At 42.6% G+C, this 19082-nt stretch carries 17 protein-coding genes; 16 read left to right on the plus strand and 1 reads right to left on the minus strand.

What is annotated here, in order from left to right; genetic code table 11:
• The first annotated feature begins 20 nt into the window (after window positions 1-20).
• The 5 genes from moaA to C1T21_RS20065 all read left to right on the plus strand — a co-directional run bounded on the left by moaA (window position 21) and on the right by C1T21_RS20065 (window position 7079).
• Window positions 21-1037, plus strand: a complete 1017-nt coding sequence (gene moaA / locus C1T21_RS20045; RefSeq protein ID WP_103049480.1) for a GTP 3',8-cyclase MoaA — start codon at window positions 21-23, stop codon at window positions 1035-1037.
• A 585-nt stretch (window positions 1038-1622) separates the two neighbouring features.
• On the plus strand, window positions 1623-2456 hold the full coding sequence (gene licT / locus C1T21_RS20050; RefSeq protein WP_103049481.1) for a BglG family transcription antiterminator LicT: 834 nt from the start codon (window positions 1623-1625) through the stop codon (window positions 2454-2456).
• Window positions 2457-2563: 107 nt separating this feature from the next.
• On the plus strand, window positions 2564-4477 hold the full coding sequence (locus C1T21_RS20055) for a beta-glucoside-specific PTS transporter subunit IIABC (protein ID WP_103049482.1): 1914 nt from the start codon (window positions 2564-2566) through the stop codon (window positions 4475-4477).
• Window positions 4478-4507: 30 nt separating this feature from the next.
• Window positions 4508-5965, plus strand: a complete 1458-nt coding sequence (locus tag C1T21_RS20060; protein WP_103049483.1) for a glycoside hydrolase family 1 protein — start codon at window positions 4508-4510, stop codon at window positions 5963-5965.
• Between the two features lie 274 nt (window positions 5966-6239).
• Complete coding sequence (locus tag C1T21_RS20065; protein WP_230486191.1) at window positions 6240-7079, plus strand: methyl-accepting chemotaxis protein; 840 nt, start codon at window positions 6240-6242, stop codon at window positions 7077-7079.
• A gap of 88 nt (window positions 7080-7167) precedes the next feature.
• Here C1T21_RS20065 and C1T21_RS20070 read toward each other — a convergent pair whose 3' ends face one another.
• Window positions 7168-7662 carry a nuclear transport factor 2 family protein gene (locus C1T21_RS20070; protein ID WP_103049484.1) on the minus strand — a complete coding sequence of 165 codons (495 nt, stop codon included), beginning with the start codon at window positions 7660-7662 and terminating at the stop codon, window positions 7168-7170.
• A gap of 195 nt (window positions 7663-7857) precedes the next feature.
• Between C1T21_RS20070 and C1T21_RS20075 the strand changes: the two genes are divergently transcribed.
• From C1T21_RS20075 to C1T21_RS20125, 11 genes are all read left to right on the plus strand, one after another.
• Window positions 7858-8412 (plus strand): TetR/AcrR family transcriptional regulator C-terminal domain-containing protein, encoded by a 555-nt coding sequence (locus C1T21_RS20075; RefSeq protein ID WP_103049485.1) that lies wholly within the window; start codon window positions 7858-7860, stop codon window positions 8410-8412.
• 183 nt (window positions 8413-8595) lie between these two features.
• Complete coding sequence (locus tag C1T21_RS20080; protein WP_103049486.1) at window positions 8596-9402, plus strand: alpha/beta fold hydrolase; 807 nt, start codon at window positions 8596-8598, stop codon at window positions 9400-9402.
• Window positions 9403-9426: 24 nt separating this feature from the next.
• A complete protein-coding gene (locus tag C1T21_RS20085; protein WP_103049487.1) occupies window positions 9427-10410 on the plus strand; it encodes a sensor domain-containing diguanylate cyclase in 984 nt (327 codons plus the stop codon).
• Between the two features lie 44 nt (window positions 10411-10454).
• On the plus strand, window positions 10455-10850 hold the full coding sequence (locus tag C1T21_RS28360) for a hypothetical protein (RefSeq protein WP_103049488.1): 396 nt from the start codon (window positions 10455-10457) through the stop codon (window positions 10848-10850).
• Between the two features lie 129 nt (window positions 10851-10979).
• Window positions 10980-11942, plus strand: a complete 963-nt coding sequence (locus C1T21_RS20095) for a helix-turn-helix domain-containing protein (RefSeq protein WP_103049489.1) — start codon at window positions 10980-10982, stop codon at window positions 11940-11942.
• 108 nt (window positions 11943-12050) lie between these two features.
• A complete protein-coding gene (locus C1T21_RS20100) occupies window positions 12051-13253 on the plus strand; it encodes an MFS transporter (protein WP_103049490.1) in 1203 nt (400 codons plus the stop codon).
• A 183-nt stretch (window positions 13254-13436) separates the two neighbouring features.
• Window positions 13437-13598 (plus strand): hypothetical protein, encoded by a 162-nt coding sequence (locus C1T21_RS27090; protein WP_180984625.1) that lies wholly within the window; start codon window positions 13437-13439, stop codon window positions 13596-13598.
• A 486-nt stretch (window positions 13599-14084) separates the two neighbouring features.
• Entirely contained in the window at window positions 14085-15095 is a 1011-nt protein-coding gene (locus C1T21_RS20110) for an ABC transporter permease (protein ID WP_023989680.1), read from the plus strand.
• A 34-nt stretch (window positions 15096-15129) separates the two neighbouring features.
• Complete coding sequence (locus C1T21_RS20115; RefSeq protein WP_028542289.1) at window positions 15130-16038, plus strand: ABC transporter permease; 909 nt, start codon at window positions 15130-15132, stop codon at window positions 16036-16038.
• A 35-nt stretch (window positions 16039-16073) separates the two neighbouring features.
• Window positions 16074-17666 carry an ABC transporter substrate-binding protein gene (locus C1T21_RS20120; RefSeq protein WP_023989678.1) on the plus strand — a complete coding sequence of 531 codons (1593 nt, stop codon included), beginning with the start codon at window positions 16074-16076 and terminating at the stop codon, window positions 17664-17666.
• A gap of 134 nt (window positions 17667-17800) precedes the next feature.
• Window positions 17801-19072 carry a M20 family metallopeptidase gene (locus tag C1T21_RS20125; RefSeq protein WP_103049690.1) on the plus strand — a complete coding sequence of 424 codons (1272 nt, stop codon included), beginning with the start codon at window positions 17801-17803 and terminating at the stop codon, window positions 19070-19072.
• Window positions 19073-19082: the final 10 nt, after the last annotated feature.

The following is a 19082-nucleotide window of genomic DNA, read 5'->3' on the forward strand; positions in this document are numbered from 1 at the left end:
AACTAGAAAGGAGGGGGCGTATGAATTTTCATCCACTGAAGGACACATTGCAGCGGCCGATTCGTGACCTGCGTATATCGGTTACGGACCGCTGCAATTTCCGCTGTTCCTATTGCATGCCCAAAGAAATATTCGGTGACGATTACGCCTTTCTTCCCCAAAATGAATGTCTGTCGTTTGAAGAGATACACCGGCTAACGAAGCTCTTTGTATCCCTGGGTGTAAAAAAGATCCGACTCACGGGTGGCGAACCATTAATGCGCAGGAATCTACCCGACCTGGTCTCCCAAATCCTGTCCATTGACGGAGTGGAAGATATCGGCTTGACCACCAACGGTGTGCTGCTAGGACAGCAGGCTAAGCCTCTCTATGACGCGGGGCTACGACGGCTTAATGTCAGTCTGGACGCTCTGGACTCCGAGCTGTTTGGGCGGTTGAATGGGCGGGGGATTAAGCCTGATTTTATTTTGAAGCAGATCGAATATGCAAGAGAAATCGGCTTTGAAATCAAGGTCAATATGGTCGTTCAAAAAGGCGTTAATGACTCGGAGATTTTGCCTATGGCCGCTTATTTTAAGGAGCAGGGAATAACCCTTCGCTTTATCGAGTTTATGGATGTAGGTAATGACAACGGATGGAGTTTCAAAAAGGTACTAACCAAAAAAGAAATCGTTGAACGGATTAAGAATGCGTACGAGCTGGAGCCGATGGATCGGGATTACTTTGGAGAAGTGGCAAAGCGTTATCGTTATAAAGACAGCGACGCACAGATTGGTTTTATTACTTCGGTTTCTGAATCGTTTTGTTCGTCTTGTACACGTGCCCGCTTATCGTGCGATGGCAAGTTTTATACATGTTTGTTTGCTTCAGGCGGATTTGATTTACGCCAGATGCTTCGCAACGGGGCGAATGACCAGGAACTGCTCGATATGATTACTTCAGTATGGGAACAACGCACAGATCGGTATTCCGATGAACGTACGGAGCAGACAGCCAACAACAAAAAAAAGATTAACATGTCCTACATTGGCGGCTGACATTTTATACCATGATAGTGTGTTGTATTTGATGTGGTTGCTCCGAAAAAGAAAGCGCAAACATTTTTGTTGGCAAAACTTAAATTCGATGTTATTATGATCTTGGGATTGTTACTGAAAAGGCAAAACCCGAGGCATGGAATTAGATTTCCATGTGTTGGGTTTTGCCTTTTCTTTTTAGAATACAAGCTTTACGATATCCTGCATGATATGAATATCTGGCCAGCCATAACGCAGAAAGGTGAGTGATATAAAGCCTTACAAGTGCTGAACAACAAAGATGATGACGTCGACCAACGAATCGACATCCGAAAAATGATGTCATGGGACGTGGTTAACCGACTATATCCATTTTCAGAACGGAATATCAGATCGGTTTGTGAGCACTCAAGATCATTCAGGGAAAACGTAAGGCTTTGTCTCTTATTATGAATGCGTTTTCATAACACGAAATTGTAAATCAATACATTTGAATTTGATTTACGACGAAGGTTTGATCGGCTATTACCGTCTTGTGACCTATCTGAAATTTCGCCCAGCATCTAAATCCTTTTTTAAATTTGATGGGATAAGGGGGGCAGTTAGATGATCATAACGAAGATTTTTAATAACAACGCCATAATAGCCAAAGATCAAAAAAGAGATGAATTTGTTGTTATGGGTCGTGGTATTGCATTCAAAAAGAGTGCAGGCGAACAAGTAGAAGAGCATCTAATTGAAAAGGTCTTTGTGCTTAAACATAAAGATGCTTCAGAGAAATTTAAGTTATTGTTAGAGGATGTTCCATCAGAATATGTTTCGTTATGCTATGACATCATTGAATATGGAAAAAGCATATTAGAAGCACAATTGAGCGATTATATATATGTTTCGCTTACGGATCACATGAACAATGCATTTAAAATGTTTGATGAAGGGTTAAAAAATGCAAATCCGTTAATTTGGGAGATCAAAAAATTTTATCCCAAAGAATTTGCGGTTGGATTAAAAGCACTGGAGTTCATTGAAGACGAAACAGGCAAACGATTGTCAGAAGATGAAGCAGGTAATATTGCTCTTCATTTAATCAATGCTCAAGTAAACAGCTCCTACAACAAGGTAGCAGATGTTGCTCAGCAAACTCAAAAAATACACGACATCTTGAATATTATTAAATACTCTTATAATACCACTATAGATGAACACTCAATCAGTTATGAGCGATTTATTACACATTTAAGATTCTTCTTTCAGCGATTAAATAAAAAAGAAAAAGTAGAACTGGAAGACGATTTTTTGTGGAGGCAAGTGAAAGCAAAGTACAAAAAGGCCTATGGCTGCATGCTGAAGATTGAGAAATACTTGGATATGGTATTGTCAGATGAGGAAAAGCTGTATATAACGATTCATATTCAGCGTGTGACCCAAAGACAAAATTGAATAACTCTTGGATTGTTACTGGTAATGCAGGCGAAACCAACCTAGATCGAATTTGATCTATTTTGGTTTTGCCTTTTTTTATAAATACAATTAAAGGGGAAGTTACGATGAAGTATGAGACATTAGCAAAAGACATTATCAAAAATGTCGGCGGCAAAGAAAATGTGAATAGTCTAACTCATTGTGTAACACGTTTGCGTTTCAAACTAAAAGATGAAAGTAAAGCCAATACAGAGGTTTTAAAAAATATGGATGGTGTTGTCACTGTGGTAAAGAGTGGCGGGCAATACCAGGTTGTTATAGGTAACCATGTACCTGAGGTGTATGCTGATGTTACTGCTGTAGGCGGTTTTCAGACAGGAGATTCAGAAGAAGCATCAGGTGAAAAAATGAGTTTGTTCAATAGATTCATTGATACCATTTCAGGTGTATTTACACCCACGCTGGGTGTCTTAAGTGCCACAGGTATGATTAAGGGCTTCACCGCCTTATTTGTAGCTTTGGGCTGGCTGGCCACTACATCGGGTACCTATCAAATTCTCAATGCTTTAGGTGATTGTTTGTTTTACTTCTTTCCTATTTTCCTGGGGTATACATCAGCTAAAAAGTTCAATGCCAACATTTTTATAGGTATGGCTATAGGTGCATCGCTTGTGTACCCAACATTTAGCACGATAACAGCCTCGGGCAAACCGCTATACACTCTATTTAGCGGTACTATATTTGAGTCACCGGTATATATCACCTTCTTAGGTATTCCGGTCATTCTGATGAGTTATGCGTCAACCGTTCTTCCGATTATCATATCCACCTATGTAGGCTCAAAAATAGAAAACTTCTTTAAAAAGGTAATCCCTAGCGTAGTGAGAACATTTTTGGTTCCGTTTTTCACATTGTTAGTTATTGTACCCTTAGCGTTGGTTGCGATTGGACCTCTCTCGACTTGGGCAGGTCAACTGCTTGGCGCAGGAACTCTCTTTGTGTATAACTTAAGTCCGATTATTGAAGGTATGCTCATGGGCGCTTTCTGGCAAGTGTTTGTTATCTTTGGATTACACTGGGGACTTGTTCCTATCGCTATGAACAATTTAGCAGTGCTTAAATTCGATCCGATTCTTGCGGCTACGCTGGGAGCTTCCTTTGCTCAGACGGGCGTCGTACTGGCGATTTTGTTTAAAACCAAAAATGTAAAGCTGAGATCACTTTCCATTCCAGCTGTCATCTCCGGGATTTTTGGTGTGACAGAACCAGCAATTTACGGGATTACATTACCACGTAAAAAACCATTTATTTTAAGCTGTATAGCATCCGCAGTAGGCGGCGGTATTATAGGAATGATGGGTACTAAAGGTTACATTATTGGTGGATTGGGTATTTTCGCTATCCCGAGCTATATCAGTCCGGCAGGAATAGACAACGGATTTTATGGGGCTGTTATCGGTATCCTGGTAAGCTTTGTATTAGGCTTCTTGCTTATGTTCTTTGGCGGATTTAAAGATGACGAAGTGAAAGAAACAAAAAAGGAAGACAGTACACCAGGAGCGGCAAGAGGAGAAGTTTTAGTAAAACAAGAGACGGTGATGAGTCCATTAAAAGGTGAAGTGAAGTCTTTATCTGAAGTAACAGATGAAGCCTTTTCGACAGGTGCTCTGGGTAAAGGGATTGCCATTGAACCTTCTGAAGGTAAGGTTGTTTCACCTGTAGATGGTGTATTAACATCATTATTTTCGTCAGGTCATGCGATTGGAATTACAAGTGATCACGGTGTTGAGGTCCTCATCCATGTAGGCAAAGATACGGTCAAATTAAAAGGCAAACATTTTTATCCTAAAGTAAAACAGGGAGATGCTGTTAAAAAAGGCCAGCTGCTTATGGAGTTTGATATGGAAGCTATAAAAGAGGCTGGTTATGTTTTGACCACACCTGTTATCGTTGCCAATACTACGAATTACCTGGATGTCATTGAAACAGAGAAGAAGGCGATTGAGTATCAAGAGGATTTATTGACCGTCGTAGTCTAATCTTAATTAAATGTTGAGGAGGAATTAACAATGAAAAATACAACTACATTGGAATTTCCACAAGGATTTTTATGGGGAGGTGCAACGGCTGCCAACCAATTTGAAGGTGGATATAATGAAGAAGGTAAAGGCTTAAGCACTGCTGATGTGATTACGGCTGGAACGCATACGACTTCCCGAAGAATTACACCTATACTGGAAGAAGGAGTGAACTATCCGAGTCACGAGGCTATTGATTTTTTCCACCACTATCAAGAGGATATCCGCTTATTTGCAGAGATGGGATTCAAGGTCTTTAGAATGTCCATTGCGTGGTCAAGAATATTTCCTAACGGAGATGATGCAGAGCCGAATGAGCAAGGCTTGCAGTTCTATGATCGTGTATTCGCAGAATTGAAAAAGTATAATATTGAGCCTTTGGTTACAATCTCACATTATGAAGCACCGTTTCATTTGACCCAAAAATATAATGGTTGGTCAGATCGCAGAGTCGTAGATTTTTATGTGAGATATTGTGAAGTGCTTTTTAACAGATACAAAGATGTCGTGAAATACTGGTTAACCTTTAATGAAATCAATATTTTAACCTTGTCATTTGGAGCATTCATGGCTGGAGCTATGATGCCGGAGGGGAATGGAGAGCTTGCCCATGCTACAGTGAAGGATGAGCAGGTTCTGTATCAGGCGTTGCATCATCAATTTATTGCCAGTGCAAAGGCTGTAAAGCTGGGTCATGAAATCAACAAGGACTTTAAAATCGGTTGTATGATTGCTTATATGTGTTCCTACCCACTTACATGCCATCCTGATGATATTCTGCTAGCTCAACAAAAGGATAACTTAAGTAATTTCTTATGCTCAGATGTTCAAGTAAGAGGAGCTTATCCGGGATTTGCCAAACGCTATTTTAGAGATCATAACATTCAGATCAAAATGCAAGAAGAGGATGAGGACATCTTAAAGGAAGGTTGCGTAGATTTCTATACCTTCAGCTATTATTCCTCTACTTGTGTCAGTGCCGATCCCAACCAGGAGAAGGTGGGAGGAAATTTATCTATGGGCCTAAAGAATCCTCATTTGAAAGCAAGTGCCTGGGATTGGCAGATCGATCCACAGGGATTGAGATGGTCCCTCAATAACATTTACAACCGATATGAAATCCCGTTAATGGTTGTTGAAAATGGTCTTGGCGCCGTAGATACAGTGGAAGAAGACGGCTCCATTCACGATGATTATCGAATTGATTATCTAAAGCAACACATTGAGCAAATGAAAGAAGCGATTGCTGATGGAGTAGACCTAATAGGGTATACGCCTTGGGGATGTATTGATCTGGTAAGTGCGGGAACCGGTGAAATGAAAAAGCGTTATGGGTTTATATATGTCGATAAGGATAATGAAGGCAAAGGAACACTTGCCAGATCCAGAAAGAAGAGCTTCTATTGGTATAAGAATGTGATCGAAACTAATGGAGAGCAGTTGAATTAAATCTTAGTGCCTGTTTCATAAAAGTCATACCGTCAGCGCGTGCCAACTTTAATCGGTACGCGCTGCTTGAATTTACATTATGAAACGAAAATAATACCTTAAATGGATATGAATCCCGGCCGTAAAAATGGATTCCCTTCAGGAAACTACGGAGAATGTTTATAGGTAGGGACTCAACATCATCCATAGTATTTTTAAATTCGCTAAACACATGGGATGAAAATGTCGAAATAGAGGATAGGACTTATATCAAAATATAAGGAAGTGGATACATATGATGAATCAAGTAGAAGCTGTTTTGACCGCCATGCCATTTATCAAAGAAGCTGCACGACAAGATGTTTCAATTTCCGTAATGGACAGGGAAAAATTTCTGTTCTTTCAGTCGGGTAAAAGCTTAGTTTATGACTTCAAAGCAGGCGATCCTCTTCCTGATGTACACAGAGACTTCAAAATGCTAGTAGGTGGTGAAAAGACCAGAGAGCGTTACGCTGCTGAAGTTTTCGGCATTGCTGCTGATTCTTACTTTCATCCGATTAAGAATGAACAGAATGAGATCGAGGCCGTAATGTGTATCACCTATAGTATGGATAATCAAGATCAACTGAAGAAGTTGATGACTCAAGCCGAGGATGTTACAAGTAAGCTAGTTGAAGGGATTCAGCATGTGGCGGCTCATTCGGAGGAGCTTAGTGCGACAGCTGAAGAAATTCTAAGCAATACTAAACAGGCGGTTGAGGACTCCGGTAACGTGACTGAGGTGGCCGGCTACATTAAGGAAATTTCAGAGCAGACGAACTTGCTTGGATTAAATGCAGCAATTGAAGCAGCCCGAGTGGGTGAGGCAGGAGCCGGTTTTGGGGTTGTGGCTACAGAAATCCGGAAAATGTCTACGGGCACCAAGGAAGCAACCGGACGGATTGAGCAGTCCTTGCAAGCCGTCAGACAATCGGTTTATAACATGGAACAAGAAATCACACAGATTGCGGTTTCCTCCCAAGAGCAAGCCAAGCTTGTAACGGAATTTATGAATATTATTGATCAATTAAATGTAACCAACCACGGCTTGAGAGGGTTAGTAGAAAAAATTACGGATGATGTTGAAGCAGAATAAAGAATGAAAAAAAGTCTCGGTCTGTGAATTGTACATTCCGTAATGGAAATGTAGATTACAGGCCGAGACTTTTTCTAATAGTAAATATTTACGAGTATTGTTGGTTTAACAGTGCAGTATCATAATACTCTTCGAAAGATTTGATTTTATTGTTTTCAAATTTAAAGATCTGGACATAGATCCCGTTGTATTTTATTTTTTTATTTTCTCCCCATGGTCCATTCGCTGTGATATCAATATGGCTGCGTGTTTTTGTCACAATCGTGTTAGGATTTTCTCCGACTATAAACTCATCGATGGTCCATTCGAATGTCCCTTTCATATCATTAAAAATGGGATTAAAGAAGCCTTTTACAGCATCCCAGCCTTCTTGAACAGAATTGTGCAAAACTGCCACATCATCAGTGGTAAATGGGGTAATTACAGCCGGATTATCTTTAACCCACAAAGAATAAAATTTGTCCGTATCTCCTAAATATAAAGAAAAAAAGTCTATAATGACATCCATGTTCTTTTTAGCAACTTCATTCTCGCTGTTGAATGAAACATTAATAGTTACATTTTTAATCTTTTTGGGATTCATGCTGTTATTCTCCTTTATAAAAAGATTTTGAACCATCACCTTTTCATTTGGCAGATGGCTGTCCAGCTTCTATTTACATCATTAGTATAAAATATAGGCACTTAAATAATAATAGACTGATTTTTAAGAGTGTTAAAAATGTAGACAAATACTTCATAGTGTACAAAAGTAAAATAAAATTTTGTGAGGGCTAACATGATTCGAAAAACAACTCCTAAGGAACTCCTTGCTGAATCTTTGATAGACTTAGCCAAAAAACATCCAATCCAGTCCATCACCGTAACGGATATTACTGACAATTGTCAGGTCAGCAGACAGATGTTCTATTATCATTTTTCCAGTAAATACGACCTAATCTCATGGATATATAGTGATAAGGCAGATAAAATTATTGAACAATATATAGAAAAAGAGTCTTGGGGACGTGTTGCCGGGAGAATTGTTGAGTTTATTAAAGAGGATTACATCTATTTTAAAAAGGCTTTTGACGACAATACGCACTTGTCTTTTTATAATAATATCTTTAACTATACGGTTGAATGCCACACCAATTATATTCTTAAGAAAACAAATAGGACTTCGTTGCCTCCCGACATCCTTTTTGCTATAAGATTTAACGCTTATGGGGGAGTGAATGTGACTAAGGACTGGCTTGAGAATGGCATGAAGGAATCTCCAGAGCAATTAGGCGAATTAATATTCTCTGCGATGCCCTTGCCTATAAAAAAACATTTTCATTTAGATGAATAAATGCCGCGGAGAGGATACAGATATGAATTTGAATGAGTTAAATGAACAGAGTTACTCCGAACTAGAAGAATATGGGGTACATGTATTTCTGAATGAGATTCATTATCCATAATCAAATCTTTTCCGATATAATAATGAAAAGCAGTCGATAGAACAGATACTACCTCAGAGAGGTGATTTATAATGACCGTTGACATTCTCGTACGTAATAATGTAAAAGTGCTGGGCTCAGGTAGCCAAACGATCGTATTTGCTCATGGCTTTGGATGCGATCAGGATATGTGGCGTTATATCGTCCCTAGCTTTATCGACAACTACCAAATCGTCTTATTTGATTACGTAGGCTCTGGAGATTCTCAAATTAAGTACTATGATTCAGAAAAATACAGTGACTTGCAAGGGTATGCCCAAGATGTGCTAGATATTATGGAAGCGCTAGAATTAAAAAATGTCATATTCGTCGGACACTCCGTTAGCAGCATGATCGGAATGCTCGCATCGATCCGCAGCCCTCAATATTTTGAGCGCATCGTCATGCTCGGTCCCTCTCCTCGTTATGTGAATGACCTCCCCTATTATTATGGAGGCTTCGATAAGAGTGACATCGATGAATTGCTTGATATGATGCAAATGAACTTCATCGGCTGGGCTAGTTACCTGGCACCCATTGTTATGCAGAATCCTGATCGACAGGAATTAACCGAAGAGTTGGAGAAAACCTTTTGCTCAAGAGACCCTCATATTGCACGACAATTTGCGGAAGTGACTTTTTTTTCGGATTGCCGTGTCGATCTCCAGCATGCTTCGGTTCCTACACTGATTCTCCAGTGCTCGGACGATAGCATTGCTCCGATTGAAGTAGGGAATTATTTACATACTCATCTTAAAAACAGCAGGCTTCAACAGATGAGGGCAAAGGGGCATTATCCTCACTTAAGTCAACCAGGAGAAACAAGCGATCTGATTAAAGAGTATTTAGCCAGTGTGTAATATCAGAAGAAAGGCAGTCATGAAATGGATATTCAATTAGATAAAGCTCCCTGTGGATATTTCTCAATCTCGGATTCTGGCTTCATTCAATCGGTGAATCAAACTTTATTGGATATGCTACTTTATGATCGTAATGAATTGCTCGGACGGCCTATTGAATCCACAATGTCTGTGACCAACAAGCTATTTTTTCATACTTATTTTTATCCCTACATTCAGTTGTACGGGCATGTCGATGAGATGTACTTCTCGTTTAGGACAAGTGATCGACAGGATGTGCCTGTACTTCTAAACGGGGTGCGCCAGGAACGCAACGGAGAAACTGTTATTGATTGTGTAGTGCTTATGATGCGTAAGCGAATTGAACATGAGAGAGATATTCTGCAGACCAAAACCAAGCTTCAGGAATTATATCAGGCTACGAATGAAGCGAACCAGAAGCTTGAACGGTTGCACGAAGAATATGAAATCAAACAGCAGGAGCTAGAAAGGATTAATCTCCAGCTTGAAACGATGGCATCAACGGACCCGTTAACCGGTCTTAAAAATAGAAGGTATTTCCAAGATCAATTACTAGCTAGCCTCGCGTCTTTTCGTGAGAGTGGAATATCTTTTTCGCTGCTTATCATTGATATTGATCGTTTCAAAAGTATTAACGATACTTATGGTCATCCGGTCGGCGACCTGGTGCTTACGAATCTGGCAGAATTACTGCAATCCATGTCACGGGACAGGGACATTGTCGCTCGATATGGGGGCGAGGAGTTCGTAATTATTCTTCCAGACAACGATCAAGAAGAAGCTATTCTTACAGCGGAAAGATACCGCTCCACGACGGCCTCGATGGATTGGGGAGAATATGCTATTACTGTGAGTATTGGGGTGGCAACGGTTACGCAAGAGGATACGGAACAAACGATTGTTCATCAAGCGGATTTGGCTCTGTATGCTTCCAAAGATGGCGGGAGAAATAGGGTCACTCATTCAGCAAATCTTGTAAAGAGATAGTATAGAGGCTTCTTAAACTGTATGGAGAGTTGAGGTGGTTAAAAATGGGGGAAGCGTACAAGCTGGACTGTGATACCTGTACTTATACGGGGAACATATTTGTAGGATTTGGTTTTGCATATATGAGTTTGGAATCCATTGCTTCGTTTGTACAGGATGCTGCCCTTAAACAACGTATTGAGGAATTCATAGGCAACCCTTCGACGAGATATGATGCTTATAACGCTCTATATGTGTGCCCGGCCTGTCAGGCTATGCGCAATGAATTGTTTATAGAGATGAAATCCGACTCATCACAGTATAGGAGTTCTTATGCTTGTCCTAGATGCACGAGCGTCATGGAACAGAAACACATTGAAAACAATGCTCCTCATCATTTAAGCTGCCCAGCATGTGAGAAGGGTAAATTGAAGGCAAAGTTTTATATGGATTGGGATTAATAGACCCCCGAATGTCTCCACAGCTTACTCCAATAGGTCTGGTCAAACCATTCAAATTCGGCTACTATTATTGATAACGATTCTCATTTGGAGTATCAGAATGAATGAAAACATTTGAGGTGGACGCTTGTGAATTCAAACTCGTTATCATTAATATATCAGAATTATTTGGAAAAAACTCCGTTTAGACAACAGAATGAGCATACGTATATGATGTTACCGGAAGCGGGTCATGGGCATATCTATCGAGTTACAACTTACAGCGGAATTGAGATTGTATATTCGCACATTCAATATCACGAGCCGTATCCGACCAATTTTTCTTCCAGAGGACAAATGATTGAACTTCAATTTGCGCTTTCCGGTCAACGTCATGTGAATGTGGCTGGTCTGGATTATACACTCCCGATGGGGCAGGGTGCTCTTATTTTTTTACAGGATTTTACAGCGCGCTTTCATCCTCCGGTTAACGAACAATACCAATCATTTGCACTTGGAATTCCTGTTTCGTTGTTTAATTATGCGGCTTCACAGTTAGCGGCTCGTCGGCAGGTAGCTATTGAATTTAATCAAATTCTTAAGGGAGCTGCATTCCATCACTTTAGTTTTGAACTGGATCACAGAAGTATAGTGATGATTGAACATTTGATCAAAGACTTGAAAAGTGTGCATAAATCGCCTTTGTTAATGGAAGCAGCGGCACTTGAGATTTTAAATCGATTTATGATTCAATTATTTGATTTAACACCTATGCCCGAAGGTTTGTCTAAAGAAGATGTCAGAAAGCTGCATATGGCTCGGGAGATACTTGAATCCAGCATGATTGATCCACCCTCGCTGATCACATTATCCCAAAAGGTTGGATTAAACGATTTTAAATTAAAAAAAGGATTCAAAGCCTGCTTTGGAACTACTGTATTTGAATATTTGCGCCAAATTCGTCTCGATTATGCGATGAAGCTGCTCCGAAGCCAAGAAAGCAATGTGACTGAAGCTGCGATGGCTGTAGGATATAGCAATGTGAGTGCATTTTCAGAGCAATTTTTCCGGGAATACGGAGTGAAGCCATCCTCCTTAAAGAAGGTATTTTAAAATAAAAATCCGTTTAACCGTAGAATAATCCGTATATAGGCAGTAGAGTGGTGCTGTGACTCGTATACTTCTGCATAGAGAGAATCTATAACAGAGGAGTGTGCGAGGATGAATAGGGTAAAAGGAAGCATCTTTTTCAGTGTATTTGTGGCTATGCTAGGGCTCATGCTCATTGCTCCAATTATGCCGCCCCTTATTCGTGAGTTGGGGTTAAGAGAAAGTCATTCTGGGTTAATTGTATCGCTTGGCTCCATAACGATGGCCTTAATGGCCCCAATATGGGGAAATCTGAGTGATGCAAAGGGACGCAAGCCTGTAATTTTGCTTGGATTCATAGGGATGTGTGTAAGCTGCTTGCTGTTTACGCTTACTCTTTTTGCAGGATTAAATGGTTGGCTTAGCGGGGGGCTGCTGTTAGTCCTGCTGATTGTTACACGCGGTTTGATCGGCGGGTTTATCCCGGCGGTATTGTCATCCTCCCAAGCTTATATGGGAGATGTGACCGAGGGAGAAGATCGAGGTAGTGGGATGGCTATCATTAGCGCGGCCAATGGACTTGGATTAGTATTTGGGCTTGCTATTGCAGGTGCCTTTACTTTAATAGGCTTGCTGTGGCCTCTATATTTTGGGATTGTGATTGCGGCTGTAGCATTTGTAGTGGCCTTGCTGGCAATTCCGTCTGCCAAGCCCGTTATTCAGCAAAAGCCAGCTCGGATTAACCTTTTTCAACCTGGTCTACGAATGTATTTGTTTGCAGGTTTGGTTACGATGATTAGTATTGTGACCATCCAGGTTATAGGCGGATTTTATTTTCAAGATCAATTAGGCCTTTCATCCGAAGAAACAGCAAGAGTGGTTTCCTTTGGACTTATGTTTTCCGGTGCAGCCATGTTGATTGTACAGATCGTTCAGATGAAATGGCTTAAATGGCAGCCCAAGCCGATGATTTTGCTCGGTTCTCTGTTCCTTATTGCCGGTATGCTGATATTCCTCATGTCAGCCAGCATGGTCGTTTACTATTTTGCGTTCTTTATGTTTGGTATAGGTACAGGCTTGCTTATGCCTGGATTTATGGCTGGGGCTTCTCTTTCTGTTAGTAAAGAACAGCAAGGGGGAGCCGCTGGTCTGGTGGCCACTGTCCAAGGCATTTCTGCGATTATTGCTCCTATTTTGACAACGACGCTATATCGGGTGGACCAATATATTCCCTTTATTCTTATAGCGGTTTTGGTAGCTGTTATGGCTGTCATTATGTTAGGCGTAAGAAAGAGAAAAGGGAATAGTGAACTGGTGTCTCAGAAGGCCAAATAAATAAAAGAGTGGTTTGATGAACTCATAGGCTTCCGCGCTATATTCACGGGAAGCCTATTTTGTTTGCTGGTTTGAATGATAGTCAAAAGGCCTCAATTGTCTATTTCATATTGGTGGCGAAGATGCGGTGAAGTGGAGGGAAGGAATGTACAGGGTGCTGGAAGAAGAGGAGCGTGCTGCGGAGTGGTTCGAGCTGTAGCCAAAGACAATACTGGATATACCTTTGAACCGCTGCTTCGAGGGGCGACCGAACGGCGAGCGCTGAGTCGAATGCCTCGTTCTGTGCAGAACGCGCGACAGGCCCCTTATCGCAACTGGATTACTGCCTTTGCTTCTGAAGTCTGATTAACCTCTGCTCCAATTTGGTATCTCCCATAAATTTGCTAACAGATACAGCAAGCTGATATTGATCGGTCCCCATATGGTTAGCGGCAGGTTGAAGAATCTCTTTTATCGTTTGCCATAACGAAGCGGCCAGCCGGCTTTCTGCTCCAAAATGGAAGATGATGTGGATACAGGCCGTACTGGGATTCTCCTTTCCTGATCGGCCTAATACTACAATCTATACTTACAAAAAACAAGCGATTTCCTTTTGAAAGGGGACCGCTTGTTTTGCATCATGCTGATTTTGATTTCTATAATCAAATAAAACACGACATTTAAATAACATGATGAGTAACTTTAGTGCATAAACGACAAAATTCGTCATTATTTTTAGCTATTCAGGACGTGGAAACCGTTCTTGTTCCTTAGTACAATGAATAAAAATAACAAGTGATGAAAAGAAAGATGACAAAGAGACGAGGGATTACGGATAAGGGGGGACGGGCTGTGGCCGTATACACACTACGTAGATTGATACAAATGATTCCGGCACTGCTTGGTATTGTCGTCATTACATTCATGATCTCAAGAGTGCTTCCAGGTGATCCTGCCGTGATGCTTGCGGGGGAACAGGCTACACCCGAGACGATTGAAAATATTCGCAGCAGCATGGGACTGGATCAACCGAAGTACATTCAATTTTTTCATTATGTAGTTGGATTATTCCAAGGTGATCTGGGTCAGGCTTATCACACCGGACAGTCAGTGGCAAGCGACTTTGCTACCCGGTTTCCAGCAACCATCGAGTTGGCGCTGGCAAGCTTGGTTATTGCGATTCTGGTGGCAATCCCGATCGGTATTCTGGCGGCAACCCGTAAAGAATCGATTGTTGATCACATTTCACGCGTGTTTTCCTTGATCGGTGCATGTATGCCCATTTTCTGGATTGGCCTGTTATTCATTTATATCTTCTATGCTAAATGGGGCATCGCTCCTGCGCCCATGGGTCGAATTAGCGGTGACATCAATCCGCCGACGCACGTTACGGGACTTTATGTACTCGATAGTTTGATGACCGGTGATTTTGTAGCTTTAAAAAGCAGTTTATCCCATTTGGTTCTGCCAGCAGTCTGTCTCAGTACAGGCACTATGGCGATTGTGGCGCGGATGATGCGTTCCAGCATGCTGGAAGTGATCGGTCAGGATTTTGTTCGCACAGCCAGAGCCAAAGGTCTGCGCGAAGGAATTGTTATTTATAAGCACGCACTCATTAACGCCTTTATTCCAACACTTACCGTACTTGGTTTGCAGGTCGGTTACCTGATTGGTGGAGCGGTTATTACCGAAACCATTTTTACCTGGCCAGGAGTGGGCAGCTATGTGACGGACTCCATTTTGGCGGCTGACTACGCACCGATTCAAGCATTTACCCTCGTAAGTGCGCTGATTTACAGCTTTATCAATCTTGGAGTCGACTTGGTTTACGGATTGATTGATCCACGTATCCGGTACGAATAATGAACGAAGCACAAAAGTAGGGGGAGGTACTCGGATGAGCACTGCAAGTGATTTGGTGGCAAAAGCGGCTGTACCTCAGCCTAATGCAGCCGCTATACCGAAACGAAAAACCTTTTGGCGATTGTTATTTGGCAATAAACTCGCTTTAATCGGATTCATCTTTATCGTTGGCTGGACGCTCATTGCCATCCTCTCATCATGGATCGTTCCACATGATCCTTATGTAACCGACCCGGCGAACAAGCTGCTGCCGCCAAGTGCAGAACATTGGTTTGGGACCGATAATTACGGACGTGACATTCTCAGCCGTGTCATTTACGGAGCCAGAATCAGCATATGGACCGGGATGATTGCCGTGTCGATCTCATTTATCATCGGCGTACCGCTTGGAGCCATCGCAGGTTTCTATGGCGGTCGAATGGGCAGCATTATTATGCGCTGTATGGATATTCTGTTGGCTTTCCCGTCGCTGGTACTCGCCATGGCCATTGCTGCAGCGATGGGACCAGGACTGATGAGTGCACTCATCGCCGTGGGCATTGTAGGCATACCCGAATTCGCCAGACTGATTCACGGACAAACCATCTCTCTCCGGGAAAAGGAGTTTGTTGAGGCCAGCAGGGCGATTGGTGTAACGAACGGAACGATCCTGTTTCGCCACATCTTGCCTAATGCACTTGCCCCACTGCTTGTGAATGCAACGCTTGGAATGGGCTTCGCCATCCTCACCTCAGCCAGTCTCAGCTTCCTGGGACTCGGTGTGAAACCCCCGATTGCTGAATGGGGCGCAATGATTTCAGAAGGGCGAGCGTATATCATTTCCGGTGAGTGGTGGATTGTAACCTTCCCGGGTCTTGGAATTGCGACAGCTATTTTGGGCTTCAATTTGCTTGGAGACGGTTTGCGGGATGTTCTTGATCCTAGACTGCGCTCTAGCAAATAAAAATAAATAGATCATTAAAGGGGAGAACGTAAGCCATGTTGAAAAAAAGTCTTTCTCTAATTGTCGTCTTGTCTACGTTGCTATGGACGGCAGGCTGTGCGAGCAATGCTAACAGCCCGTCCGCTTCATCTGGAGAGAAAGGCGCAGATGCCCCATCCCCACCAAAGACGATTACACTTGCTTACTCGGAGGGAGGGTCAACCATGGACCCTGCTGAAGCGAGTGATCTTACATCGGACACCCTTGTGCTTGCGCTCTATGATCAGCTTGTGACCTACGGCAAAAAGTCTACGGATAGCGGCGAAGTGGCAGATACGGAAGCAATTAAGCCCATGCTGGCTGAAAAATGGGATGTGTCCGCTGATAACATGACTTATACGCTCCATCTGCGTAAAGACGTTAAATTCCAGAGCGGCAACCCGCTGACCGCCAATTCTGTGTTGTATTCCTTTGAGCGGCTTAAAAATTCCGATTCCGGTAGCTTCCTGTATGGTATGAGCTCCATTAAAACCGCTACAGCGCCTGATGAGCACACCGTTGTCGTTACATTGTCCCAACCCAATCATATGTTTCTGCAAATCCTGTCATTGTACAACTTTTCCATTGTGGATGATGTGCTTGTCAAAGAAAATGGCGATGGTGACTATTTGAAAACACATGCGGCAGGTTCAGGTCCGTTCAAGCTTGAAAAATGGGACCCTGCGACAGAAGCTGTCTTTAATGCTAATGCCAGCTACTGGCAAGGAGCGCCAAATCTGAGCAAAGTAACGATGAAGTTTACCAAGGAAGCTTCCAACCGTGTACTTCTGCTGGATAAAGGCGATGTGGACATGGCGATTGAGATTCCTGCAAAGGATGTTTCGAAGCTGGAAACCAACGCTGATCTGAAGGTTCAATCCAATGCAAGTAACCGGATTCTGTATTTCGCCATGAATAACAAAGTTAAACCTTTTAATGATCCAAAAGTGCGTCAAGCGATTGCTTATGCTATTCCTTACGACCAATTAATCGACGATGTCATGTACGGTCAAGCAAAGCAAATGAAGAGTTCTGTAGCGAGTAACACGCCTGGCTACACCGATGCGGGCTACAGCTACAAGCACGACCTGGACAAAGCAAAACAGCTGCTTACAGAAGCAGGTTATCCTAATGGGTTTAATTTTGACCTGACACTGGGTTCCGGCTTCCAGGACTGGGCAGATGATGCTGTATTGATTCAAGCTGAACTTGCCAAGATTGGCGTAAAGATGAATGTTGTCAATGTTGCCCGTGCACAGTTCCTTGAACAGCAACGAGAAGGCAACCTGACAGCATACATTTCCAAATGGACTTCTTTCGTCAACGACCCTGGTTACCATCTCGGGTTCCTGATGTACAGCGGCGGTTCTTCGAATTATATGCATTACGCTAATGCAGAAGTGGATAAGCTTTGGGAACAAGCAGGCAAAGAGCAAGATGAAAATAAACGTAAAGAGCTGTATGGCAAAGCACAAGAACTTATAAATCAAGATTCGCCATGGGCGTACCTGTATGAATACAATCGGGTTGTTGGCATGAGCAAAGACGTCACTGGATATGTTTACTACCCAGATGAGGTTATCCGATTCTATTCATTGAATAAAGAGTAAGTTGTGATCTTACCTTATGCCTTCGGTTTTTACAGCCGAAGGCTATCATTTTACACCTGAAGTATAAAGCTGATCCCGATGGATCGTAAAAAGTTTAGTTGGCTAAATGGAAAACGTGAAGGGACTGAATGGAAATGACAGATTGGAAAACGTTAGTTCTTGATGAAATAGATAAACGGCAAGACGAATTGCTTGAGCTATGCTCGCGGTTGATTCAGTTTCCTTCGGAAAATCCTCCAGGTGATTCACGCGAAATTAGTCAGTTCATTATGGACTATCTTAAAGAAGCAGGTATAGAAACAACGGTGCATGAATCCGGGCCGAATATGTGGAATCTCATTTCTGATTATGGCGCTGAAACGGCGGACGGAAAAAAACTGATTTTCTGTGGGCATACAGACGTTGTGCCGGCAGGGGATCGCACTCGTTGGGATTTTGATCCGTTTTGTGGTGAAATACGTGATGGCTATCTCCTGGGTCGCGGTGCTTCGGACATGAAAGCAGGACTGGGCGGATTAATATTTACCGTTGCGCTGTTCTCCAAACTAGGCGTACCACTCGAAGGTGCGTTGTCGTTGCTTGTAGTTCCAGACGAGGAAACCGGCGGACATCTTGGAGTACCTTGGGTGCTGGAAAGAAAGCTGATTGAAGGAACAGCTGCTGTGATCGCAGAGCCTTCAGGTCCGCAAAACCCGACCATTGGGCAAAAGGGAAGCTGCTGGTTTGAATTTACCGTTGAAGGCACACCAGGTCACGGCAGTTTGCAGCCAATCGCAGGTGACAGTGCTATTTTGAAGGCAGCAAAAGGGATTGAAGCGCTGCAACAACTGTGGGACATCAAGCCAGACATCCCGGAAGAAGTCAAAGAGATCATTGAAATTTCCAAGCGTTATGCAAGCGAACGGGAGAACCCAAGCTATGGACAAGCGTTTGATCATGTAACGGTGAACATTGGTACGATCCAGGGGGGTACGAAAGTCAATGTGGTTGCGGACCGTTGCACAGTGCAAGTGGATTCCCGTGTTCCATTTGGCGTAGACCACCGCGATGTACTGGCCAAGGCCAAAGAATTGCTTGCAAGTGTTGGCATTGACGCGGAGCCCAAACAATTCGGATTTTATGGTAATGCCAACTGGACTCCGCCCACCGAGCCGATTGTACAGGAGCTTGTGGAATCTATCGCTGAGGTCAGCGGTAAAGAGGCCTATGGCGTACTACAATGGGCAACCAGCGATGCACGTGCATTCCGCAAATACAATATCCCGGTATTACAATACGGTCCTGCCGAACTGTCGACCATTCACAATTTTAATGAAAAAGCTCCGGTATGGCAGATCATTCAATCTGCGAAAGTATACGCCTTGACGGCGCTTAAATATCTGAAAACAACACAAAAAGAAGCATAAGGGGATCTGC

The sequence above is a fragment of the Paenibacillus sp. F4 genome (assembly GCF_002894905.1).
GTDB lineage: Bacteria > Bacillota > Bacilli > Paenibacillales > Paenibacillaceae > Paenibacillus > Paenibacillus polymyxa_B.